Below are 23,189 nucleotides of genomic sequence, written 5' to 3'. Positions count from 1 at the left end.
AAGGAGGGAAAACGGATGCAATGCACGATCCGCACATGGAGGCCGAGTGACGCGGCTGACCTGGCCGCAGCGATGAACAACCCTAACATTCTGAAAAACCTGCGGGACGGCATCCCCTACCCTTACACACAGGCCGACGCCGAAGAGTACATCCGCACGATGCTCGGCGCAGAGCCGGGCAGCCAGTACGCCTTTGCAATCGAGGTGGACGGCCGGGCCGTCGGCAGCATCGGCGTGTTCCGGCAGGCAAACATTCATTTTCGCACCGCCGAGCTGGGGTATTATGTGGCGGAGCCTTACTGGGGCCAAGGTATCTGCACCAGCGCGGTACGGCAGGCCTGCGGCTATGTATTCCAAAACAGCGATATTCTGCGCATTTTCGCCGAGCCGTTTGCCCACAACGCCGCCTCGTGCCGGGTACTGGAAAAGGCAGGATTTATTTTGGAGGGCACTCTTCGGAAAAACGCCTTTCAAAATGGAGAAATTCTGGATATGACTCTTTATTCTCTGGTAAAGGAGTAAATTAGCCAAAAGGCTTTGCCGAATATGTTCGGCAAAGCCTTTTATTTCACCTCTTGCTCCAGATGATCGAATTCTTTCGTACTGAAAAACTCTCCCAAAGTAATGTCTAAACCGTCACAAAGCATTTTAATTGTAAGAATTTTAGGATTCTGGCTTTTCCCATACAGAATATTCTTGACCGAAGATGGCGGAAGCGCTGAAATATTCGCTAACCTATTAATCGAAATATTTCTTTCTTCACAAAGCTGCAAAATACGATTACGAATCGCTTCTGTTGTTGTCATAACATCACTCCCATCCCTTTTACTCTAAGAATATAAAAAATTTCTTGAAAAAATAGGCTATACATGCTACTATTAGGCTATTGGTAGCCTAATCATGTACAGAAAGAGATGGGAATATGATTATTCGTCAGCTTTATCCGGAACAATACAACCTGCTGTGCCGGTATCTGGCTCAGCAGGGGCACTCCGGCCCTTTGGATGCAAGCTATGAGGTGAGCATGAAGGTAGACGACTACGAATACCGGCTTCGGTTACAGCCCGGCACCAAACGAAAAATCGCCATTTTACAGGCGGTGCGGAGCTGGACGGAACAGGGCGAGCAGCACTTTCAGCTTATCACCGACAACCTGCCGCTTTCGTGTTTGCTGGAGTTACTTTTATTGGAACGAAAATCCGCCGAACAACATAAAAAGACCTTCCGTCAACATGGTTGACGGAAGGTCTTTTTATATCTCGATGATACCAAGAGAAATTATTTTTTCTGTGAGTTGCCTCACGGGTAATTCTGCTGGCGCAGAGTATGCCCCTCGTGCTGATGCGGGCACTTCCTTTCGTGAAAGGACGAAAGGAAGCAAAGGCCTTCCAAAGGACACCTTTGGAAGCCGTTTGGGGAACGGCTCCTGATTGTGCAAACGAAAGCTAGACGTAAGGCGCTCCAATGAAAATGCCCACTCTCCGAACTACATCAGAAAATCTTGCTATCCCATCTGTCGGCGGGCATTTTCAGAGCACTCTCGTTGGCTCGCAGAGGGCTGCCTGACGGTAGTTTCGATTTGTCGATTTGCAGATGATGTTTCACAGAGCAGCAACTTCTCGTACCTTTTTGCGGACGCCGAAGCCCGCCTTATGCACTCGCTTCGCGCGCAGGCTGTGCCTGTGCGTGAACAAGCACCAGAGCGGGAGCTTCTCCCGGTTTCCAAAGGCAGCGCCTTTGGTCGTTGAGAGGGGGTTCCAAGGGGGAGAGAATCGAAACTCCCCCCTTGGCGAATCTTTGCTTCCTTTCTTTTCGTCAAGAAAGGAAGGGCCCGCCCCGGCCTGAGGGGCAAGCCCTGCGTCAGCAGAAACCACACACGGAGGCACTCGCTGAAAATCACTTTTTCCTAATTAAAGTAAAAAAGAAAGGACTCACTACTGAAGGATTTAGGTGTTTTTATCCACCTGATGGAACTCTTTCAAATTCCCGGTTTTCAGCTCTCGCTTGCTCAGTTCGTCCTCCACGTCCTGCCAGGAAATCCCCTCGTTGACCATCAGCACCGTCAGGTGGTATAGAAGGTCGGAAAGCTCCAGCACGGTTTCTTTGTTATCGCCGTTTTTGGCGGCGATAATGACCTCGCTGCATTCCTCACCGCACTTCTTCAATATTTTATCAAGGCCCTTTTCCAACAGATAGCAGGTATAAGACCCCTCCTGCCGCTCTGTTTTGCGGCTCTCTACCGTTTGATACAGCTCCTGTAAAACGCTCATTGTGCATCCTCCCCTATGGTTCGGTAAAAACAGCTGTGGTTCCCGGTGTGGCAGGCGGCCCCGGTCTGCTCGACTACCGCCAGCAGGGTATCGTCGTCGCAGTCAGTGTACAGCTCGATCACCCGCTGCACATGGCCGGAGGTAGCGCCCTTATTCCAAAGCTCCTGCCGGGATCGGCTGTAAAACCAGGTGTACCCGGTTTCGAGCGTTTTGCGCAGGGATTCAAGATTCATATAGGCCAGCATCAGCACTTCCTTGGTAGATTGCTCCTGCACGATCACGGGGATCAGCTCGCTCTTTTGAAAGAAGCGCTCCAGGTTTCGAACTGTAAAGGCGTTTAACTTTTCACTCATATTATTTTTCTCCTTGTGCCGCCGCAATGGCCTCTTTCAAATTCAGGCTGCCGCTGTACAGCGATTTCCCGCAGATGGCTCCATACAGTCCCAGTCCGCATAAATCCTTGATATTTTGCAGATTAGCGATGCCGCCGCTGGCAACAATATCACACGAGACCGCCCTGTTCAACGAGTCGAGCTGCTCTAGGTTTGGGCCGGTGAGCATTCCATCTTTCGATATATCTGTAAAGATGATATACTTTACTCCTGCTTCTTCCATCTGCTTTGCCAGCTCAATATAATCCACCTGCGAGGTCTGGGTCCACCCCTCGGCGGCCACTTTTCCGTTTCTGGCATCAATGCCCACAGCGATCTGCTCGCCCCAGCGCTGTACACAGTCGCGCACAAGCTGTGGGTCGTACAGGGCGACGGAGCCGAGTATCACCCGGGAAATTCCGCGCGACAGGTAAAATTCCACGTCCGAAAGTGTGCGGATGCCCCCGCCGACTTCGACCCGCAGGCCGGTTTCGACCGCCCGCAGGAACACCTCGCTGTTCACCGGGTGCTTTGCCTTGGCCCCGTCAAGGTCTACCATATGAATCCACTGTGCGCCGGATTCGGCAAAGGAGCTGGCCGTTTGCTGCGGGTCCTCCGCCACCTTGTGCGCGGTATCGTAATCGCCCTGCCGCAGCCGGACACAGGCACCGTCTTTGATATCGATCGCTGGAAAAATGATCATGGAATCCCCTCTTTCTTACAGGCTGCCCTTGGTGGACAGCACCTGCCCCGGCGCGGTTTCGGCTGTGGCCAGCCGCAGCGCGTGCGCGACGGCCTTGAACATGGCTTCAATCATATGATGCGAATTTTTGCCGTATTCCACACGGGTATGCAGGGTCAGCTCCGCGTTCATGGCGAAGGCGCGGAAGAACTCCTCGGTAAGGCAAGCGTCATAAGCACCCACCACCTGCTGGGGGAATTCCGCCTGAAAGACCAGAAACGGCCTGCCGCTCACATCCACCGCCGCAAACGCCAGCGACTCATCCATGGGCACATAAAAGCTGCCGAACCGCGCGATGCCGGAACGATCCCCCAGAGCCTGACGGAACGCTCGGCCCAGAACGATGCCGGTATCCTCCACCGTGTGGTGACCGTCCACAAACAGGTCGCCCTGCACCTGCACCTGCAGGCCAAAGCCGCCGTGGGTGGCAAACGCCTGCAGCATATGATCAAAAAATCCGATTCCGGTCTGGATTTTTGTTTCCCCGCCGTCCAGCGCGAGCCGGACGCTGATTTGGGTCTCCCGCGTTTCGCGGGACTGCTCTGCTGTTCTCATCGCCGTTTTCCCCTATCCATTTTGGTATTCGGCCCGCATTTGAAAATGGGCCGGTGCGGGTAAACTGATTCTCTCCTGCCTGCGGCGGAAAGGCCCCCTCTTAAAAAACAAATCGGTTACAGCAGCTGCTCCAATGCCGCAAGCAGCTCTGTGTTTTCTTCCGGAGCGCCGGCGGTGATCCGCAGAGAATCGCCCATCAGGCGCACCGCAATCCCTTTGGCCAGAAGTCTCTCGTACACGTAGCGCGCGTCCGCAAGGCGAATCAGCACAAAATTGGTGCAGCTTGGGTACAGAATAAACCGGCCGGGCTTCTTCTTCAGTAGCTGCTGGAGCCCCTGCGACAGGGCGATACGGGAATTGACGATTTTCCCGATCGCGCGTTCCAGCAGCCTGGGGTACGACAGCACCGCCGCGGCCGCACTCTGCGTGGCGGAATTGACATTATATGGCGATTTCACAGCCCGCACCGCCGCGGTGATCGTCTTGTTCGCCACGGCAAAGCCAAGGCGAAGCGCCGCAAGGCCGAACGCCTTGGAGCAGGTGCGCAGCACCACCAGATTATCGTACTGCTCCGCCTCCTGAATCAGGGACTGATCCCAGAAATCCATATAGGCTTCATCCAGAACGACAAGAGCGCTCACAGAACGGATGATCTTGCGCACCTGCCCGCGGGTAAGCCCTACCGAGGTTGGATTGCAGGGGTTGGAAAACAGGATCATCTTCGCCCCGGTTTGATTGGACACAGAGATCAGCTCATCCACATCGATCGTCAAATCGCTCTTTTTTACGACGTCCACGCATCGAACCTCCACAAGCGAGGAATAGAACCGGTACATCGAAAAATCGGGAGAAAGCGTCAGCACCGTGTCCCCTTTCATTAAAAATGCGGTCATCAGAACGGAAATCAGCTCGTCGGAGCCGTTGCCCGCCGTCACAATCTCCGGCCGGATTTTGTAATACTCCGCGAACCTGCGGCACACATCCACAGCCAGCGGGTCGGGGTAGCGGTTGAAGGCCGTATACGCAAATGCATCCATCATCTTCGACATCACGTTCGTCGGCAGGGACAAAAAGGATTCATTGGCGTCCAGCCGGATTCGGTACTCACCCTCCAGCGGCTCGTACGGCTTTAAGTCTCTGATTTTGCTGTTCAGCTGATACAATGAAATCACATCCTCACTTTGATGGAATTTGCGTGTGCGGTCAGGCCCTCCGCCTTTGCCAGAGTCATCACGTCCGGCCCGGCGGCGGCAAGAGCCTGCCTGGTGTAGTAAATAAAGCTGGATTTTTTTAAAAAGCTGTCTACCGAAAGCGGCGAGAAGAAGCGCGCTGTTCCTCCCGTGGGCAGAACGTGGTTCGCGCCCGCGTAATAATCGCCCAGCGGCTCGGGGGAGTAGTTCCCCAAAAAGACGGAGCCCGCATTGTCGATACAGCCAAGGTATTCGATCGGGTTTTCGCAGCAGATCTCCAGATGCTCCGGGGCCAGGCTGTTCGCAAAGGCGACGGCCTCCCGCATGGTGTCGCAGACAAGGATCGCCCCGTAATTTTGGAGCGACTGCTCCATGATCTCGCGGCGCTCGAGCTGCGCGGTCTGGCGTTCCAGCTCTTCGGCAACCCGCTGTGCAAGGCTCAGGCTGGACGTGAGCAGAATTGCGGAGGCCAGCACGTCGTGCTCCGCCTGCGAAAGCAGATCCGCGGCAAGGTACACCGGGTTCGCCGTTTCGTCTGCCAGAACGAGAATCTCGCTTGGCCCCGCAATCATGTCGATGTCCACGATGCCGTACAGCTGTTTTTTCGCCGTAGCCACATAGATATTGCCCGGGCCGACGATCTTGTCCACCCGCGGGACGGTCTCGGTGCCATAAGCCAGCGCCGCCGCGGCCTGCGCCCCGCCCATCAGGAAGATGCGGTCCACCCCGGCGATCAGCGCCGCCGCCATGATATTCGGGTTCGGCCTGCCGTCCTTCTGGGGCGGCGTGGCCATGATGATTTCGCCCACCTGCGCGATTTTCGCAGGGATTGCGTTCATCAGAACGGAGGAAGGATACGCCGCCGTACCGCCGGGGACGTAAATGCCGACTCTGTGCAGCCCACGCACCCGCTGGCCCATCAGCACACCGTCCTCGCGGGTCGTCAGCCAGCTCTGCTGCGCCTGACGCTGGTGAAAATCGCGGATGTTCTGCGCGGCACGTTCCAAAGCGGCGATAAATTCGGAATCGCAGTCTTTGGAGAGCTCCGCCATCTCCTCGCGATTCAGCTCGCGCTTTGCGGGCAGCGCGCCGTCGAACCGCAGGGTATAGTCCTCCACGGCCGCGTCGCCGCGGGTTCGTACCTGTTCCAGAATTTCCGCAACACGGGCGTCGACCAGCTTATCCTTTTCTTCGCCGCGTCGGCGGATTTGTTCCACCACGCGGCGGCCATCTTCCCCGCTTAACCGGATTGCTTTAAGCATAACCGCTCCTCCTTCTGTTGGATGGCCTGATCCATGCGGGAAACCAGGGCCTCAACCTCATCCTTTCTCAGCTTCATCACGGCTGAATTGACGATCAGCCGGGCGGAAATCGGGCAGATGATCTCGAGAATCTCGAGCCCGTTTTCCCGAAGGGTGGTTCCGGTCTCCACCAGATCCACAATGGCCTCTGCCAGCCCGAGCAAGGGGGCCAGCTCCACCGAGCCCTCGATTTTGATGATGCGCACGTCCATGTCACGGTTTTCAAAGAAGGCGCGGGCCACCTTCGGGTATTTGGTCGCCACGGTTTTCACCGAATAGCCTTCAAAAATGCCGGAGTCCCTGGGGCCGGCCACCGCGAACCGGCATTTGCCGAAGCCGAGATCGAGCACCTCAAAAAAGCCGCCGGTGCTTTCCATAATCGTATCCTTGCCTACGACGCCCAAATCGCAGACGCCGTGTTGTACATAAGTGATCACGTCGGCCGCCTTGGCTAAAACCACCTCGATTTCGCCGTCGCCGACCGGCAGAATCAGGCGTCTTCCCTTATTGCGCACCTGAGAGCAGTCGTACCCCATCTTTTCCAGCAGAGCCACCGTTTTTTCTTCCAGGCGGCCCTTTGTCAGCGCTATTTTTAACGGAGTCATCCGTTTTCCTCCTTTGTGAGCATGATCGAAACTGTACCGTCAGAGACAAAATCCACCTGGGGAATCCCCATCGCCACCGCGTATTGAATGGCCTGCTCGCGATCCTCAAATACGGAAAATTCGCAGATAATCCCGCGTTCCGTCAGGCGTGCCGCGTAATCCAGCGCCTTGATCTCAAAGCCGTCTTCCCCGTGCACCAGAATCTGTGCGGGTACGATTGCCGTTTCTGTGTTCCCGGCGGCCATTACGCCCGCAAGAACATCCACATTCGCGGCAAACCCGATGGCCTGCATCGGCGCGCCGTACAGCTCGAGCAGATGATCGTAACGCCCGCCGACCAGAACCGCCTCGCCCGCCTGGGGAACATAGGCGCTGAGCACGATGCCGGTATAGTAATCGTTCCTCTGCACCAGACCCAGATCCACCATGATGCGCTCCGAAAGCCGCAGCTCCGAGAGCATGCCGTACAGCTTTTTCAAGTACCGAATCGGCTCCTTGGCGCCGTCCGGAAGATCAAGGCTTTCGGCCTGCTCGAATATCTCTTCTCTGCCGAACAGCCGGGGCAGCTGCCGCAGGGCGGCCGCCTCGCGGGAATCTGGCAGGGAATCGAGAATCTCGTCCAGCGCGGGGTAATTCTTTGTTTCGATATAGCCGCGAATGTCTTCCAATACCTCTTCCGAAACCGGCATTGAGGCCACAATGGCCCGAAAAAAGCCGGCGTGCCCAAGCTCGATTCGGAAATCCGGCACACAGGCGGAAAGCGCCTCAATTGCCGTTACAAGGATTTCCAAATCGGCCCGGTGCCCGCCGGCCCCCAACAGCTCCACCCCGGACTGCATGATCTCGTCCGCATGTCCGCTTAGCCCCGGATGATTCCGGTACACTTGTTGGGTATAAAATAAACGCAGGGGCTTTTCCTGCCCCTGCAACCGGGTTGCCGTAAGCCGAGCGATCGGCAAGGTGGAGTCTGGCCTTAGCACCAGAAGCCTCCCTTTGCGGTCTGTCAGCTTATACATGGTTTCCGACGGTATTCCGGAGCGTTCCGGGTCAAATACATCATAAAACTCCAAGCCAGGCGTAACAACCTGACGGAAGCCTCTGTTGCGGTACACCTCTTCCAGACGGTGCTCCACGTGATGATGGACCAGGCACTCTTCAAACAGATAGTCACGAATGCCCTCGGGAGTGATTTTATGGTATTTTTTCATTTATTGCACCGCCTTTGCTTTAACATGCTAATATGATATCATAAGAAACTGAGCGGTTCAAGGCTTATTTAGCATTTTTATGCCTTCATGATGCTGAAATTGCCCCCCATTTCAGCAGACGAGTATAGGAAAAACGTAGAAATTACAGATACCTGATGAAAAACGGCTGTCGGTTTATACGAAACAAGCTTTAAAACGGGGCCGTTTGGAATCGCACGGGGAGGCGCACTGCGAAAATTCCCCCGCAGCCAGAAAACCGGACGGGTTTCTGGCGGACGGATTCTGCCCAATCAGTACCATTCAAAAATGCCCGGCAGGAACCTGCCGGGCATTCGAGCGCAAACCTGTCGTGATATCGCTCTGAAAAACTGACGATCTCTTTTCCCGCCACAGACAGGAGCAGAAACGCTGTATTGGGTGTAACTTCATTAGAAGGTGAGAACGGATATTGCTTTAAAACAGACTCATCTGGCTGCTTTCCGGCAGACCGTTCAGCGCGCCCGATACCTGCAGTGCTTCGATTACCGATTTGGAAACCTTGGAGCGGGTTTGCAGATCATCAATCGAAATATACGGCCCGCCGTTTTCACGCGCCGCCGCAAGGCTGTTGGCTGCGGCTTCGCCCACGCCGGAAAGCGACGCGAACGGCAAGCGGATTTTCCCGTCCTCCACCAGATATTTTCTCGCGTCGGATTGGTACAGGTCAATCGGCAGAACCTCAATGCCTCGGGCCAGCATTTCGTTAACGATCTGGAAGGTGGCAAACGCGTCCTCTTCTTTTTTGCTGGCCTCTTTGCCCTTCATTGTGATTTCGTTCATCTTGCGGCGCACGGCCTCGCGGCCCTGCAGCACCACGGCGCCGTCAAAGTCCTCGCCGCGCACTGTGAAATAAGCGGCGTAATACTCCACCGGGCGGTGCACCTTATACCAGCCGAGGCGCAGGGTGGAAATCATGTATGCCGCCGCATGGGCTTTGGGGAACATGTACTTGATCTTCATACAGGAATCAATATACCACTGCGGCACATTGTGATCCTTCATCGCCTGAATATGTTCCTGCGTCAGCAGCTGCGGCGCTTTCCCCTTTCGGGTAATCTCCATAATCTTAAACGCCATTTTCGGCTCCAGACCCTTGAGCAGCAAATAGGTCATAATGCTGTCTCGCGTACCGATTACCTCCGAAATCGAGCAGGTTTTGTTCTTAATCAGATCCTGCGCGTTGCCGAGCCAGACGTCCGTACCGTGGGACAAGCCGGAAACCTGCAATAGGTCGGAGAAGGTTTTGGGCTGTGCGTCCATCAGCATCTGGCGCACGAAGCTGGTGCCCACCTCCGGCAGGGAGAAGGTACCCGTGGGGGAATCGATGTCCTCCGGGGTCACACCGAGCGCCTCTGTGGAGGTAAACAGCGACATCACCTTCGGGTCGCTCATCGAAACCTTCATCACGGGAATGCCGGTGTAATCCTCCAGATAGCGGTAAATCGTCGGAACATCGTGCCCCAGCTCGTCGAGCTTGCAGATGGTATCGTGAATCGCGTGGAAGTCGAAGTGCGTGGTGATGTTGTCGGAGTTCTGGTCGTTGGCCGGGTGCTGCACCGGGCAGAAATCGTAAATCTCCATCCCGCGCGGCACAACAACCATGCCGCCCGGGTGCTGGCCGGTGGTGCGCTTGACGCCGGTGCAGCCGGTGGCCAGGCGCAGCTCCTCCGCGCGGTGCAGCACCGTCCCCTGCTCCTCGGCGTATTTGCGGACAAAGCCGATGGCCGTTTTATCCGCCACGGTGGCGATGGTACCGGCCTTAAACACGTTGTCCTTGCCGAACAGCGTTTCCGTGTAGCGGTGGGCGTCGCTCTGATACTCGCCGGAGAAGTTCAGGTCGATATCCGGCGTTTTGTCGCCGTCGAAGCCCAAAAACGTTTCAAACGGAATGGTGTGGCCGTCGCGGCTGTATTCGGTGCCGCAGACGGGGCATTGCTTGGGCGGCAGGTCAAAGCCCGAGCCGTAGCTGCCGTCCGTAATGAATTCGCTGTGCTTGCAGTTCGGGCAGATATAATGCGGCGCCAGCGGGTTTACCTCTGAAATACCGGAGATATTCGCCACGAACGACGAGCCGACCGAACCACGCGAGCCAACCAGGTAGCCGTGTGCCTCAGAATCGGCCACAAGCTTCTGCGCCGTCATGTACAGCACGGAGAAGCCGTGCTTATTGATGGAATCCAGCTCGCGCTTGAGGCGGTCGTGAACGATCTGCGGCAGAGGATCGCCGTAAATCTCTTTCGCCCGCTCCCAAGAAATGCGGTTGAGCTCCTCCTCCGCTCCGTCGATGAACGGCGGGAACACCCCGGGCGGGATCGGCGAAATCTCGTCGATCATATCCGCAATCTTATTGGTGTTGGTCACAACGACCTCGTATGCCTTTTCTTTGCCGAGATACGCAAATTCCTCCAGCATTTCGGGCGTGGTGCGCAGGTACAGCGGCGCCTGCGCGTCCGCGTCTGCAAAGCCCTGCCCCGCCATCAGGATTTTGCGGTAATCGCCGTCCTTCGGGTCGAGGAAGTGAACGTCGCAGGTGGCGACGACGGGCTTCTCCAGCTCCTCGCCCAGCCGGACGATCGTGCGGTTGTATTCCCGCAGCGTTTCTTCGTTCGGCACCTGACCGTTTCGCACCATGAACAGGTTGTTGTCGATCGGCTGGATTTCAAGATAATCGTAGAAGCCGGCGATTTCTTTCAGCGTAGACCACGGCTGGCCGCCGGCCACCGCGCGGTACAGCTCACCTGCCTCGCAGGCGCTGCCGAGCAGCAAACCCTCGCGGTGCTTGACGAGAACGCTTTTCGGAATACGCGGCTTCTGGTAGAAATAATCCAGATGAGAATAGGAGATGAGCTTATACAGATTCTTAAGGCCCGTCTGATTCTTTACCAGAATGATCTGATGCACCGGGCGGATCTTTTTCGGGTTCCCCCCGGCCAGACAGGTGTTGATGTCTTTCACGCGCGTCGCGCCGGTATCTTCCTTCAGGCGCATCAGCAGATTCTGAAAAATCTTGGCCAGAACCGCCGCATCATCGCACGCGCGGTGATGGTTGAACGGGTCGAGCTTCAGATATTTGGCGACCGTATCGAGCTTGTAGTTTTTGATGTCCTTGAGCATCGAACGGCACATGGGCAGGGTGTCGATGTACGGGTACGGGAAATCCATTCCGTGGCGTTCGGCCGCGGCGTGCATGAACGAGGTATCGAACGCGGCGTTATGCGCCAGCAGCACCGGGCTTTCCCCGCAGAACTCGTAGAACTGCCGCAGGGCTTCCTCTTCGGACGGAGCGTCCTTTACCATTTCGTCCGTGATGCCGGTCAGCTCGGTGATCTTGGCCGGAATGTGCATGCCGGGATTTACGAAAATATCGAAGCTGTCGGCAATCTCTCCGTTTTTGATCCGTACCGCACCGATTTCGGTCATGCGGTCCTGCTCCGCGCTCAGGCCGGTGGTCTCAATATCGAACGAGATAAACTCATCATCCAGCGTGTTCTCCGTTTCGCCCATCAGAGCCGGAACCATATCGTTGACAAAATACGATTCGATGCCGTAAATGACCTTGAAGTCCGCTCCCTTTTTGCGGACGGCCGCGGCGGCATTCATGGCGTCCGGGTAGGCCTGCGCCACACCGTGGTCGGTAATGGCGATGGCCTTATGCCCCCATTCGGCGGCGCGCCTGATCAAATCGCCCACCGGGGTGATGCCGTCCATACTGGACATAGAGGTATGCAGATGCAGCTCCACACGCTTTTCGGGCGCGTCGTCCACCACCTTGAGCAGCTCCACCGTGCTGATTCCGCGCGGGCGCAGCACGATTTCGTGGTCGTACTTATCGTAGCTGATTTCGCCGCTCACCAGAATGGCGCTGCCCTTTTTCAGGGTATCGATCGCGCGGCACTGGCTGTTTTCCTCAATGAGCTTTAAGGTCATGGAGCCGGTGTAATCCGTTATGTTGATGGAATAGATTTTTTTCGATTTATCGCGGGTCTGGCGATCCTCCATGCTGAAGATTTCACCCCAGATGGTCACCGTGCCGGAATCGGGCCCCACCCGGCCGATCGGCGCGGGCTTTGTGCTGCGGCCCATGCGGCCGTACAGCAGCTTTGCGGTATCCAGCAGAACGGTCGGCAGCAGCGTATCGCCGCCGCGCACACTGATGGAATGGGGATGCTTTTTGACTTTTTTGCTCCCGCCCTCGTTCATCATGGCCTCATAATGTGCCGCGTCCTCTTCCATTGCCTGGCGGCGCTCGGTTTCCCGCTCCTGCTTGACCCGCTCGATGAAGCGGGCGTCGTCCGCCTGAATCTCGACGGTGCCGTCGAAAGATACCTTGAGCGTCAGACCGAATTCCTCCTGAATCAGGCGGGAGGCCGCCTTGTCAAACCCGCGGGAAAGCAGCATGTCGCGCCCGCCGTGCGAGAGCGTGATGATGAGCGTGTCGCCTTCTAAGCGCGCGGCGGCACCCTTCAGGCTGCCGTTGAGGCTGGCGTCTCTGCGCCGCAGCTCCTGCGCAAGCTCCGAAAAATATTCCGTCTGGAAGAGTTCTTTCGCGTAGCGGGGCTGCACGGTCACCCTGCGGACATTCAGCGCCTCCCTCAGCTGCTCTTCCAGCGCGAACAGAACCGGGCGCTCCACCAGAGCCGGGAACGCCGTCTCGATCGCCAGCTCCCGGTTCTGCTCGTCGATCCGCAGGGAAAGTACGGTTCCCTCCGGGCATGCCGCGCCGGGGGATTTGAGGTATGTACCAAATACTTCAGCAAAGGTTTTCATTCCAACATCCTTTTCCTTATGGTAGCCAATTGCACTTGAAAATACCCTTGTGCAAGTGCGTCGGTTTTTTTCTTTGTTTGCAGCGGGAAAAGAAAACGATCCCCGTTACAGCGATTCGATCTCCTCCATCAGGCTGTCCACAAGCCTGTCCTCGGGAACGCGGCGCACAATCTCCCCTTTTCTGAAGATCAGACCCACGCCGTTCCCGCCCGCGATTCCAATATCGGCCTCGCGCGCTTCGCCCGGCCCGTTGACCGCACAGCCCATCACCGCTACGGTGATCGGCTTTTTGCAGCAGGCCAGACGGCGTTCCACCTCATCGGCGATCGCGATCAGGTCGATATTCGTTCTCCCGCAGGTCGGACACGACACCATCTGCACCCCGCTGCGAAGATTCAGCGCCCGCAGTATATCCATCGCCGCGGCGATCTCCCGCACAGGGTCTGCCGTGAGGGACACCCGGATGGTGTCGCCCACGCCGCGCTGCAAAAGCGAACCGATGCCGATTGCGGATTTGATCAGGCCCATCCGCTCGGTACCGGCCTCCGTAACGCCGAGGTGCAGCGGATAATCGCACACCTGCGACGCGAGCTCATACGCCTCGATCATCGCATCGACACGCGAGGATTTCATCGAAAGGACAATATCGTTGAAATCGTATTTTTCCAGTAAAGACGCATGGTACATGGCGCTTTCGCAAAGCGCCTCGGCCGTGGGCCCGCCGTGCTTTGCCAGAATCTCCTTTTCCAGCGAACCGGAGTTGACGCCGATCCGGATCGGAACGCCGTGCAGGCGGCAGGCGTCCGCCACCGCCTTGACGCGATCGTCAGAGCCGATATTGCCGGGGTTGATACGAATTTTATCGATGCCCGCCGCTACGGAATCGAGCGCCAGCCGGTAATCAAAGTGAATATCCGCCACCAACGGAATCGTCGTGGCCTCCTTGATGGCGGGGATCAGCCGCACCGACTGCCGGTTCGGGATCGCGACGCGAAGAATCTCGCAGCCGGCTGTTTCCAGCTCCCGCGCTTGGCGGACGTTTCCGACCACATCCGCCGCGGGAACGTTGAGCATCGATTGAATGGAAATGGGCGAACCGCCGCCAATCGCGACGCCGCCCACATTCAATTTTCTTGTTAATTTTCGGTTCATGCTCCCAATCCCTTTCCGGTAAAGAGCCTCAGAACATCGCTGTAGGTAATGATGACCATAAAAGTCATCAAAAGCGCAAAACCGGCCGCGTGTACCCAGCCCTCGTATTTGGGGTTGATCGGGCGGCGGCGCACCAGTTCAATCAAAAGGAAAATCAGGCGGCCGCCATCAAGCGCCGGCAGGGGCAGCAGATTCACCACGCCAAGGTTTACGGTGATCATCATCATCATCATGATAATGTTGTTCATCGCAGGCAGAACGCCCTGTTTCAGGCCCATGGAGGCGGCCTGCGAAATGGCGTCCGCCGCGCCGATCGGCCCGGCCATATCATTCAGGCCGAACTGCCCGGTCACCAGCCCGACCAGGCTGTACCACACCATGCGGACGACGGAAACCGTATCCGCACCGGATTTCTGAATCAGCGTGACCGGGTTTCTCTCTATACCGGACACATAGAAGTCCAGCACCATTGCCTGCTTATCGCCGTTCTGGCGAGTGTTCATCTTCACATCGTGAAAGGTAAGCGTTTCTCCCTTTCGCACCACGGCAATATCCACAGACTGCGGATTTGCCGTAGCCAGAGAAAAGCTGAGGTCGCGGTCGGTGCGAACACGGTAGCCGTCAATGGAATAAAACTCGTCGCCGGCCTGAATGCCCGCCTTCTGCAGGGCGGAGTCCTCCGCAAACTTCGCGATGGTAGTGGAGGTAAACATCGGCTGCTGCGCAAGCAAGATCATCATCAGCACAATTCCGAACAAAATGTTCATAACTGCGCCGGCGCAAACAACGACAATCCTCCTCCACACCGGCTTATTGCCGAACGCCCGGTCATCCTCGCTGCTCTCGTCCTCTCCCTCCATGGCGCAATAGCCGCCGATGGGCAGCAAACGCAGTGAGTACTGGGTTTCTCCCTTTTGAAAATGAAACAGCGTCGGGCCCATGCCGATTGCAAATTCATTGACGCGAATCCCCGAAAGCTTTGCCGTGAAAAAATGGCCGAATTCATGAATGAAAATGATCAGGCCAAACAGCAGCACCGCAAACAGAACAAGCAGGATATTGATAATCATATTCACCTCATCAGTCTATCGCAGCTCCGCTTTCAAAAGAAGCGTCGATTTCTTCTCCCGCATGCGGCGGGAAAGAAATTTTATTTTAGCATATCTATTTTGAAAGGGAACCGCATGGATTTTATTGTACGCTTTCCAAAACGAAATTCCGTGCATTTTGATCCGCCGCCAGCACCTGCCGCGGCGTTTCAGGCTGCCCGGCGGCCTGCCTTTCCATTGCGGCTTCCACCAGCCGCGGAATTTGTAAAAACGAAATGCGGCCCGAAAGAAACAGCTTTACCGCTTCTTCGTTCGCCCCGTTCATCGCAGCGGGCGTCAGGCCGCCCATCCGCGCGGCCTGCTTTGCAAGGCCAAGGCATGGGAACGCCAGTTCATCCGGCGGGTAAAACGAAAGCGTGCCAATCTCTGTCAGGCTGAGTTGCTTAACGGGAGATGGCAGGCGCTCCGGCCAGGTGAGCGCATACTGAATCGGAATGCGCATATCCGGTACGCCGAGCTGCGCCAGAACCGATTCATCCCGGTACTCGATCATGGAGTGAACGATGCTTTCACGGTGCACCACCACGTCAATTTGAGAAACCGGCATATCAAACAGCCACGAGGCCTCGAGAATCTCCAGCCCCTTGTTCATCATGGTGGCGGAATCGATCGTCACCTTGGCGCCCATGCTCCAGTTGGGGTGGCGCAGCGCCTGCTCGGGGGTAACCTGCTCCAGCTCCGCGCGCGTTTTGCCGAAAAACGGCCCGCCGGATGCGGTAAGAATCAGCCGCGCCACCGCCGATGGACGCGGGCAGCCCTGCAGGCACTGAAAGATGGCAGAATGCTCGCTGTCCACCGGCAGAATCCGCACGCCGTTTTCGCGCGCGGCCTTCATCACCAGCGCGCCGCCCGCCACCAGAGTCTCCTTGTTGGCCAGTGCAACGTCCTTTTTGGCAGAAACGGCGGCCATAGTAGGAAGAAGCCCCACCATGCCCACCACCGCATTGCAAACAATATCTGCTTCCCCTATGGAAGCCGCCTGACAAAGACCATCCATCCCCGCGGCGACGCGCACCGGAAGATCGCGCACACGCTCCTTTAGATCTCGGGCGGCATTTTCGTCAAACACCGCCGCGAGCGCCGGGCGGAACTCACGAATCTGCTCCTCGAGCAGCCGTATATTGCTGTGCGCCGCGAGCGCGCACACCGAAAAGCCGTGCATCCGCGCCACTTCCAGAGTTTGCGTGCCGATGGAGCCGGTAGAGCCAAGCAAAGAGATTTTTTTATCCATTCGTATTCACCAATCTGTTTCGATCTCTCACCCAACGGAATTCCGTTTCAAATAAACCGGAAGGCTTCTTCCGCCTGTGATGAGAAAAATAATATTTTCGCGCAAAGCCGCTGTTGAAGAGGCACCATTATTTTTTACCCGTTTTGCAAAAATAATCAGTGCACGACAACCGGCAGCACCTGAACCAGCAGATAAACAAACGGCGACACGAAGATCACGCTGTCGAACCGGTCCAAAATTCCGCCGTGCCCGGGGATCAGCTCCCCAAAATCCTTAATGTGGCAGCTGCGCTTGATGAGCGAGAAGATCAAGTCGCCCAGCACAGACATCACCGCGCCGCCAACGCCGATCAGCAGCAGCGAAAGATAAGACACATTGACCTGATAGGCATAAAAGAACACCTGAAAAACATACCCGAACACCAGCATGGCGGCTACGTTCAGCACAAGGCCGCCGATAACGCCCTCCACCGTTTTTTTCGGGCTGATCTTGGGACACAGCTTGTGCCGCCCCCACAGGCTGCCCGCGGCGAACGCGCCGGTATCGGAAATCCAGGCGGAAAAAATCGCAATGATTACGTAGAACATGCCGTGTCTGTCGTCAAATTCACGCAGACCAAGAATGGTTCCCAGCATCGTGGGAATCATGAGGGTCATGCTGTACAGCACGATCAGATGATGGAACGAAATCGTGCCGTTGAAGGCGATGAGCACCGCGAACATGACCACGGTGTATACATAATAAGCGGTCTGTGTTCCCAGCCCGACCGGCACAAAAAACAGTACCGCTGCAAACAGCAGGCTGGGAACCACCAGGACATACTGCTTTGCGATCCCCAGTGCCTGAATCAGCTCATTGATTGCCAAAACCGAAATGAGGGCGACGGCCAGATTCAGCGCAGGGGGAAAACGAACGTTGAACACAACGATCGCCGCCAGAAACAGAACCAAAACGACTCCGGACATCACTCGATTTTTCAAATCAAATCCCCCCAAAGCGCCTGTTTCGATTTGAAAACTCCTGCAAGGCACTGTCAAGGTCTCGGGTCGTAAAATCCGGCCAGAGTTTATCCATAATAATATACTCCGTATAGGCCGACTGCCATAACAGAAAATTGGAAATACGGAATTCTCCGCTGGGGCGCAGCACCAGATCCGGGTCCGGCTGGCCGGCCGTATAAAGGTACTGCGAAATCACATCCTCCGTAATCTGCTCCGGCAGAAGGGCGCCTCTCTGCACCTGCTCCGCCAAAAGGTGAACCGCGTGGGTCAACTCCGCGCGGCCGCCGTAATTCATCGCAATATTCAGAACCATCCCCGTTTTATCGGCGGATACCGCTTCCGTACGGGCAAACAGGCTTTGCAGATTTTCAGGAAATACGGAAACGTCCCCAATGAAATTGACACGGATATTTTCACCCAGAAAATCCTGCAGAGCTTCTTCCAGATACTGCTGAAAAATCTTCAGCAGCGCTTCGATTTCATCGGATGGACGCTTCCAGTTTTCCGTGGAAAACGCGTATATTGTCAGATATTCGATCCCGATGGACGCACAGTACCGGGTGATCTTTTTAAAATTAGCCGCCCCGGCCGTATGACCGGCCGTGCGCGGGAGCCCGCGCTTTTTCGCCCAGCGGCCGTTGCCGTCCATTATAATGCCCAAATGCCGAGGCATTCCGGCCTGCGCCTGGTCTAACACATGATTCATAAGCCGGTTTTATATCTCCATAATTTCTTTCTGCTTCTTTTCAAATAGTATGTCAATTTCCTTGCAGTACTTATCGGTTAAATCCTGCGTTTTTTTCTCGCCCTGCTTCAGATCATCCTCGGTGATTTCGGCGGTCTTCTTCTTTGCCTTGAGCTTTTCAATCGCATCGCGGCGAATGGCGCGCACAGCCACCTTGGCTTCTTCAGACATTTTGGCGATATCCTTCGTTATCTCGCGGCGGCGCTCCTCGGTCAGCTGCGGGAACATCAGGCGGATCACCTTGCCGTCGCTCTGGGGGTTGATGCCGAGCTCGGAGCTGAGGATCGCTTTTTCGATCGCGCGCACAGAGGAAGCGTCCCACGGCTGAATGGTCAAAAGCCGCGCCTCCGACACCGAAATCGCCGCCAGCTGGTTCACCGCCGTAGGGGTGCCGTAATAATCCACCATAATTTTATCCAGAACTGCGGGGTTGGCCCGGCCTGCCCGGATCGTGGCGTACTCATTGGTCAGGACGGAAAGAGTTTTCTTCATTTTGGTTTCCGCTTGGGTCAGTACCTCTTGCATTACAATCTTCCTTTCTCACTTTTGCTTTTGTAAAATCAATTATTTTACCAGCGTTCCAATCGGCTCGCCGCACACGGCCCGCAGAATATTCTCGGGGTCCGCGATGCTGAACACCAGAATCGGAATATCGTTGTCCTTGCACAAGGTGGCCGCCGTACTGTCCATAACATGCAGGTCCTTATTCAGAACATCCATAAACGAAAGGGAGTCGAACTTTACCGCCGTTTCGTTCAGTTTGGGGTCGCTGTCGTACACACCGTCCACGAGAGTGGCCTTCATGATAATATCGGCGTCAATTTCCGCAGCGCGCAGGGAAGCCGCCGTATCGGTAGAGAAAAACGGATTGCCGGTGCCGCAGCCGAACACCACAACGCGCCCCTTTTCCAGGTGGCGCACCGCACGGTTGCGGATATAGGGCTCCGCGACCTGCTGCATGGTGATTGCGGTCTGCACCCGTACAGGCACGCCCAGCTGCTCGAGGGCATCCGCCACGCCGAGCGCGTTGATCACCGTCGCCAGCATGCCCATGTGGTCGGCTCTGGTGCGATCCATCTTTCCGCTGCTGCGGCCGCGCCAGAAGTTGCCGCCGCCCACAACGATGCCGATCTGAACTCCCAAATCCGCGCAGGCCTTGATCGGCGCACAAATCTTCAGCACCGTATCAAAATCAATACCATGCTCTTTTCCGCCGGCCAGCGACTCGCCGCTGAGCTTTAACAGAACTCTTTTATATTTAGGTTGCAATTCATAACACCCCATTATGATTTTACTATATTTTACAATAGGAGAAATAGAAAGTAAAGCCTTAATCGCCCGTTTTCACAAGAGGATTGCCAATATTCTTATTCCCGATACGCATTGTTCACAATAATTTTGCAATTCGCCGCCATGACCGCAAAAAAGGCGCGGAAAAGCTTTTCCGCGCCTTTTAAAAGCATCGCTGTAAAAACGGATTATTTCACCATGCTGGCGACTTCGTCCGCAAAATTATCTTCTTTTTTCTCGAGGCCCTCGCCCTTTTCAAAGCGGGCAAACGCCGCGATGCTGATTTCGCCGCCAAGCTCCTTGGCTACGGAATCGGTATACTGCTGAACGTTCTTGTCGCTGTCCTTGACATAAACCTGATCTACCAGGCAAATGTCCTTGAAGAACTTGGACAGACGGCCCACAACGATCTTCTCCGCAATTGCGGCGGGCTTGCCGTCGTTGATGACCTGCTCGGTGAGAATCTTCTTCTCGTGCTCCACCACGTCAGCCGGAACAGCCTTTTCGTCGAGGTAGGACGGATTCGCCGCGGCTACCTGCATCGCAATATTCTTGGCATACTCCTGGAACTCGGGCTTTGCGGCAATTTCCGCAGAGGTGTTGAACTTTACAATAACACCGATTCTGCCGTTCGCATGCACATAGCTCACAACGGGGCCTTCCATGCGGACAAAGCGGCGGATCTTGATGTTCTCGCCGATCGTCTGAATCTTCTCTTTGAGAAGATCGTCGACCTTCTTATCGGTACCGAAAGCGGTAAGATTCAGCAGGGCGTCCACATCCGCGGGATTCTGCTCTTCTACCGTGTCGGCCACCGTCTTAACAAACGCCTGGAACTCGGCATTCTTGGCAACAAAGTCGGTTTCCGCATTTACTTCCACCACTACGGCAACATTGCCCAGAGCGTTTACCTGCGCGTACGCCACGCCCTCCGCCGCGATGCGGCCGGATTTTTTGGTTGCGGCAGCCAGACCCTTTTCTCTGAGGATATCGACCGCGGCTTCCATGTCGCCGTTTGATTCTGTCAAAGCTTTTTTACAATCCATCATTCCGCAGCCGGTTCTCTCGCGAAGCGTTGCTACATCTTTTGCTGTAAAAGCCATTTTCTTTTCCTCCGATTCTATTGTGTTGCGGCATCACAGCCGCTGCACGGCCTGTGGTACCTTTGAAAATCTATGATACCACAGGCGAAACACGCCGCTGCGGCATCCCCTTCCCTTGCGAAGCGGGGTACCGCCGCCCTGCGGCCGCGGTGCCCCAGCGGGCGCGCAGCGCCTGCGGCACAGCATCCTCAAAAAATACCCGTCTGAAATCAGGCGGGTATCTTTCTCTCAACTTAGAGCTGTTAAAGCGGCTTATTCAGCCTGCGCCTCTTCTTTTTCCTGTGCGGCGGCAGCGCCCATACGGCCCTCTCTGCCCTCTGCAATCGCGTTGGCCATCGTTGCGGAAATCAGCTTGACCGCACGAATCGCATCGTCGTTGCCGGGGATGACATAGTCGATCTCATCGGGATCGCAGTTCGTATCGACAATCGCAACGATCGGGATGCCGAGCTTCTTCGCTTCCGCTACCGCAATGCGCTCCTTGCGGGGGTCTACGATAAACAGAGCGCCGGGGATCTGACGCATGTCTTTGATGCCGCCGAGGAATTTCTCGAGCTTTTCAATTTCCAAACGGAGCTTTACCACTTCCTTCTTGGGGAGCAGGTCGAAGGTTCCGTCTTCTTCCATGGTCTTGAGCTGGTTCAGGCGGTCAATTCTGCGGCGAATGGTGCGGAAGTTGGTGAGCATGCCGCCCAGCCAGCGGGCATTCACATAATAAGCGCCTGCGCGCTCCGCCTCTTCACGAACAGAATCCTGAGCCTGCTTCTTTGTGCCGACAAACAGCACCGGCTTGCCCTCTTCAGAAAGGGTGCGGACAAAGCTGTAAGCCTCTTCGAGCTTCTTTACGGTCTTCTGCAGGTCAATGATGTAGATGCCGTTGCGCTCGGTGAAGATGTATTCCGCCATTTTGGGGTTCCATCTTCTGGTCTGGTGGCCGAAATGCACGCCGGCCTCCAAAAGCTGTTTCATAGATACGACTGCCATACGAAAAATCCTCCTTGGTTATTCCGCCGCCGCACCTTTATTTTGACGGGAAACCCGCGAAGGGCACCATTGCGTCAAAGCGCGGCGTGTGTGATTTACTGGAGTATTATAGCACGGCACAGAGGATTTGGCAAGTTTTTTCCTGATTTTCCGCGAATTTTATCACGTGTGGAACCAGCCGCTGCCAAACCGCTTTTTCGGGCGGAACGGTACCGAAAAATCCACCAGAACCGTCTCCTCCCCAATGATCTGAATATCCTCCCATCGGATGACGATATCGTCCTCCCGGCCCAGAAGGCCCAGCCACTTCAGCCGGCCATAAATAATGATTGCACTGATTCTCGCTGTTTTCAGTTCAATCTCAATGTCGTTTACGGCGCCAAGTCTGGTGCCGTCTTTGATGCTGATCACCTCTTTGTTCCTCATATCGGCCATTCTGCAATTCGTCATCAGGCACACCTCCCGCCTGATGCTATCTATATTCATCCATCGGTGCCTTTTAACACCCGCGGACAAATCGATGTGCCGGTTGAAAGCAAATTTTCTTCCCGCACCAAAGAAACGGGAAGAAAAAACGTCCTTTTTTCTATTTTAAAATCATTTTCTGCGCTTTTTGCCAGATACTAAGGTACGGTTGTATCATTTGAAAAAAGGGATCAAATCTCTTTTTTGATTTTGTCCAGCGCTCCCTTTTCCAGCCGCGAAACCTGCGCCTGGCTGATGCCGATTTCCCCCGCGACCTCCATTTGGGTTTTTCCCTGAAAGAAGCGCATGGAGAGAATCCGTTTTTCCCGGTCGCTCAAATCGCTGATGGCTTCCTTGAGCGCGATTTCGTCCAGCCAGTTGCTGTCGTCGTTTTTATCCCCCACCTGATCCATCACATAGATCGTATCGTTTCCGTCGGAAAAAACCGGTTCATACAGGGATACGGGCTCGACGATCGCCTCCAGGGCCAGAACGACATCCTCGCGCTGCAAACCGAGCGCTTTGGCGATTTCGTTCACCGTTGGTTCCTTTCCGTTTTCCGCCGTCATTTTTTCCTTCATCTGCATCGCCTTGTAGGCGGTGTCGCGCATGGACCGGCTGACGCGGACGCTGTTGTTGTCGCGCAGATAGCGCCGGATTTCGCCGATGATCATGGGAACGCCATAGGTGGAAAACCGGACTTCCAGATCGGGATTGAAATTATCGATGGCCTTCATCAGCCCGATACACCCCACCTGAAACAGATCGTCCAGATTTTCTCCCCGGTTGGTAAAGCGCTGAATGACGCTCAAAACGAGCTTTAGATTGCCGCTGATCATCTCTTCGCGCGCTTTTTTCTTCTCCGCCGGTGTTCCGTGTTTGATTTTTTGCAGCAGCATCTGCTTTTCGGCCTCGGTCAGCACCTTTAGCTTGGCCGTGTTCACTCCGCAGATCTCCACCTTGTTGTACTGCATGACTCCCCCGCCTTCCACTCTGAAACTCTCTGGCTGTTACACGTTCATTATTGCCAGATACTGATAGCTTCATTCGCAGAGATTCCC

Annotated in this window: 23 protein-coding genes; 2 read left to right on the top strand and 21 right to left on the bottom strand. The window is 55.6% G+C overall.

All coding sequences use genetic code 11. The features are described 5' to 3' along the window. Nucleotides 1-15 precede the first annotated feature (15 nt). Entirely contained in the window at nt 16-522 is a 507-nt protein-coding gene (locus G340_RS0100215) for a GNAT family N-acetyltransferase (RefSeq protein ID WP_020071643.1), read from the top strand. Nucleotides 523-563: 41 nt separating this feature from the next. On the opposite strand, the gene G340_RS0100210 is transcribed toward G340_RS0100215, so the two are convergent. Next, nucleotides 564-806: a helix-turn-helix domain-containing protein gene (locus tag G340_RS0100210; protein ID WP_020071642.1), complete on the bottom strand. Its 243-nt coding sequence runs from the start codon at nt 804-806 to the stop codon at nt 564-566. Between the two features lie 116 nt (nt 807-922). Here G340_RS0100210 and G340_RS0100205 point away from each other — a divergent pair, with 116 nt between their 5' ends. Beyond that, nucleotides 923-1,240 (top strand): hypothetical protein, encoded by a 318-nt coding sequence (locus G340_RS0100205; RefSeq protein ID WP_020071641.1) that lies wholly within the window; start codon nt 923-925, stop codon nt 1,238-1,240. A gap of 706 nt (nt 1,241-1,946) precedes the next feature. On the opposite strand, the gene hisE is transcribed toward G340_RS0100205, so the two are convergent. The 20 genes from hisE to sigG all read right to left on the bottom strand — a co-directional run bounded on the left by hisE (nt 1,947) and on the right by sigG (nt 23,102). Then, nucleotides 1,947-2,270 carry a phosphoribosyl-ATP diphosphatase gene (hisE, locus tag G340_RS0100195; protein ID WP_020071639.1) on the bottom strand — a complete coding sequence of 108 codons (324 nt, stop codon included), beginning with the start codon at nt 2,268-2,270 and terminating at the stop codon, nt 1,947-1,949. Next, a complete protein-coding gene (gene hisI / locus G340_RS0100190) occupies nt 2,267-2,623 on the bottom strand; it encodes a phosphoribosyl-AMP cyclohydrolase (RefSeq protein WP_020071638.1) in 357 nt (118 codons plus the stop codon). The genes hisE and hisI overlap by 4 nt, the downstream gene beginning before the upstream one ends. Nucleotide 2,624: 1 nt before the next feature. Next, entirely contained in the window at nt 2,625-3,344 is a 720-nt protein-coding gene (gene hisA, locus G340_RS0100185) for a 1-(5-phosphoribosyl)-5-[(5-phosphoribosylamino)methylideneamino]imidazole-4-carboxamide isomerase (protein WP_020071637.1), read from the bottom strand. 15 nt (nt 3,345-3,359) lie between these two features. Continuing rightward, a complete protein-coding gene (gene hisB, locus G340_RS0100180; RefSeq protein ID WP_020071636.1) occupies nt 3,360-3,938 on the bottom strand; it encodes an imidazoleglycerol-phosphate dehydratase HisB in 579 nt (192 codons plus the stop codon). Between the two features lie 116 nt (nt 3,939-4,054). Next, entirely contained in the window at nt 4,055-5,110 is a 1,056-nt protein-coding gene (locus G340_RS0100175) for a pyridoxal phosphate-dependent aminotransferase (protein WP_407635347.1), read from the bottom strand. Next, nucleotides 5,107-6,390 (bottom strand): histidinol dehydrogenase, encoded by a 1,284-nt coding sequence (gene hisD / locus G340_RS0100170; RefSeq protein ID WP_020071634.1) that lies wholly within the window; start codon nt 6,388-6,390, stop codon nt 5,107-5,109. The genes G340_RS0100175 and hisD overlap by 4 nt, the downstream gene beginning before the upstream one ends. Next, nucleotides 6,369-7,034, bottom strand: a complete 666-nt coding sequence (hisG, locus tag G340_RS0100165) for an ATP phosphoribosyltransferase (RefSeq protein WP_020071633.1) — start codon at nt 7,032-7,034, stop codon at nt 6,369-6,371. Before hisG ends, hisD begins: the two co-directional genes overlap by 22 nt. Further along, complete coding sequence (gene hisZ, locus G340_RS0100160; protein ID WP_020071632.1) at nt 7,031-8,242, bottom strand: ATP phosphoribosyltransferase regulatory subunit; 1,212 nt, start codon at nt 8,240-8,242, stop codon at nt 7,031-7,033. Before hisZ ends, hisG begins: the two co-directional genes overlap by 4 nt. A 453-nt stretch (nt 8,243-8,695) precedes the next feature. Beyond that, nucleotides 8,696-13,048 carry a PolC-type DNA polymerase III gene (locus G340_RS0100155; RefSeq protein WP_020071631.1) on the bottom strand — a complete coding sequence of 1,451 codons (4,353 nt, stop codon included), beginning with the start codon at nt 13,046-13,048 and terminating at the stop codon, nt 8,696-8,698. A 105-nt stretch (nt 13,049-13,153) separates the two neighbouring features. Further along, a complete protein-coding gene (ispG, locus tag G340_RS0100150; RefSeq protein ID WP_020071630.1) occupies nt 13,154-14,200 on the bottom strand; it encodes a flavodoxin-dependent (E)-4-hydroxy-3-methylbut-2-enyl-diphosphate synthase in 1,047 nt (348 codons plus the stop codon). After that, on the bottom strand, nt 14,197-15,270 hold the full coding sequence (locus G340_RS0100145) for a M50 family metallopeptidase (RefSeq protein WP_020071629.1): 1,074 nt from the start codon (nt 15,268-15,270) through the stop codon (nt 14,197-14,199). Before G340_RS0100145 ends, ispG begins: the two co-directional genes overlap by 4 nt. A 121-nt stretch (nt 15,271-15,391) precedes the next feature. Continuing rightward, on the bottom strand, nt 15,392-16,540 hold the full coding sequence (locus G340_RS0100140) for a 1-deoxy-D-xylulose-5-phosphate reductoisomerase (protein ID WP_020071628.1): 1,149 nt from the start codon (nt 16,538-16,540) through the stop codon (nt 15,392-15,394). A gap of 155 nt (nt 16,541-16,695) precedes the next feature. Next, the gene (locus G340_RS0100135; RefSeq protein ID WP_020071627.1) at nt 16,696-17,520 is read right to left on the bottom strand and encodes a phosphatidate cytidylyltransferase; all 825 of its coding nucleotides are present in this window, start codon (nt 17,518-17,520) and stop codon (nt 16,696-16,698) included. Nucleotide 17,521: 1 nt separating this feature from the next. Then, nucleotides 17,522-18,247, bottom strand: a complete 726-nt coding sequence (locus tag G340_RS0100130) for an isoprenyl transferase (protein WP_020071626.1) — start codon at nt 18,245-18,247, stop codon at nt 17,522-17,524. A 9-nt stretch (nt 18,248-18,256) separates the two neighbouring features. Then, on the bottom strand, nt 18,257-18,811 hold the full coding sequence (gene frr, locus G340_RS0100125) for a ribosome recycling factor (protein ID WP_020071625.1): 555 nt from the start codon (nt 18,809-18,811) through the stop codon (nt 18,257-18,259). Between the two features lie 39 nt (nt 18,812-18,850). Beyond that, complete coding sequence (gene pyrH / locus G340_RS0100120) at nt 18,851-19,555, bottom strand: UMP kinase (protein ID WP_020071624.1); 705 nt, start codon at nt 19,553-19,555, stop codon at nt 18,851-18,853. A 209-nt stretch (nt 19,556-19,764) separates the two neighbouring features. Continuing rightward, nucleotides 19,765-20,679: a translation elongation factor Ts gene (tsf, locus tag G340_RS0100110; RefSeq protein WP_020071622.1), complete on the bottom strand. Its 915-nt coding sequence runs from the start codon at nt 20,677-20,679 to the stop codon at nt 19,765-19,767. 252 nt (nt 20,680-20,931) lie between these two features. After that, the gene (rpsB, locus tag G340_RS0100105) at nt 20,932-21,663 is read right to left on the bottom strand and encodes a 30S ribosomal protein S2 (RefSeq protein WP_020071621.1); all 732 of its coding nucleotides are present in this window, start codon (nt 21,661-21,663) and stop codon (nt 20,932-20,934) included. Nucleotides 21,664-21,825: 162 nt separating this feature from the next. Further along, the gene (locus G340_RS0100100) at nt 21,826-22,113 is read right to left on the bottom strand and encodes a YlmC/YmxH family sporulation protein (RefSeq protein ID WP_009060029.1); all 288 of its coding nucleotides are present in this window, start codon (nt 22,111-22,113) and stop codon (nt 21,826-21,828) included. Between the two features lie 206 nt (nt 22,114-22,319). Continuing rightward, nucleotides 22,320-23,102, bottom strand: a complete 783-nt coding sequence (gene sigG, locus G340_RS0100090; RefSeq protein ID WP_020071619.1) for an RNA polymerase sporulation sigma factor SigG — start codon at nt 23,100-23,102, stop codon at nt 22,320-22,322. Between the last annotated feature and the right edge of the window lie 87 nt (nt 23,103-23,189).

Origin of the sequence: Faecalispora sporosphaeroides DSM 1294 (genome assembly GCA_000383295.1) — a bacterium.
Taxonomy (GTDB): Bacteria; Bacillota; Clostridia; order Oscillospirales; family Acutalibacteraceae; genus Faecalispora; species Faecalispora sporosphaeroides.
This window is presented reverse-complemented; position numbering and strand designations above follow the sequence as displayed.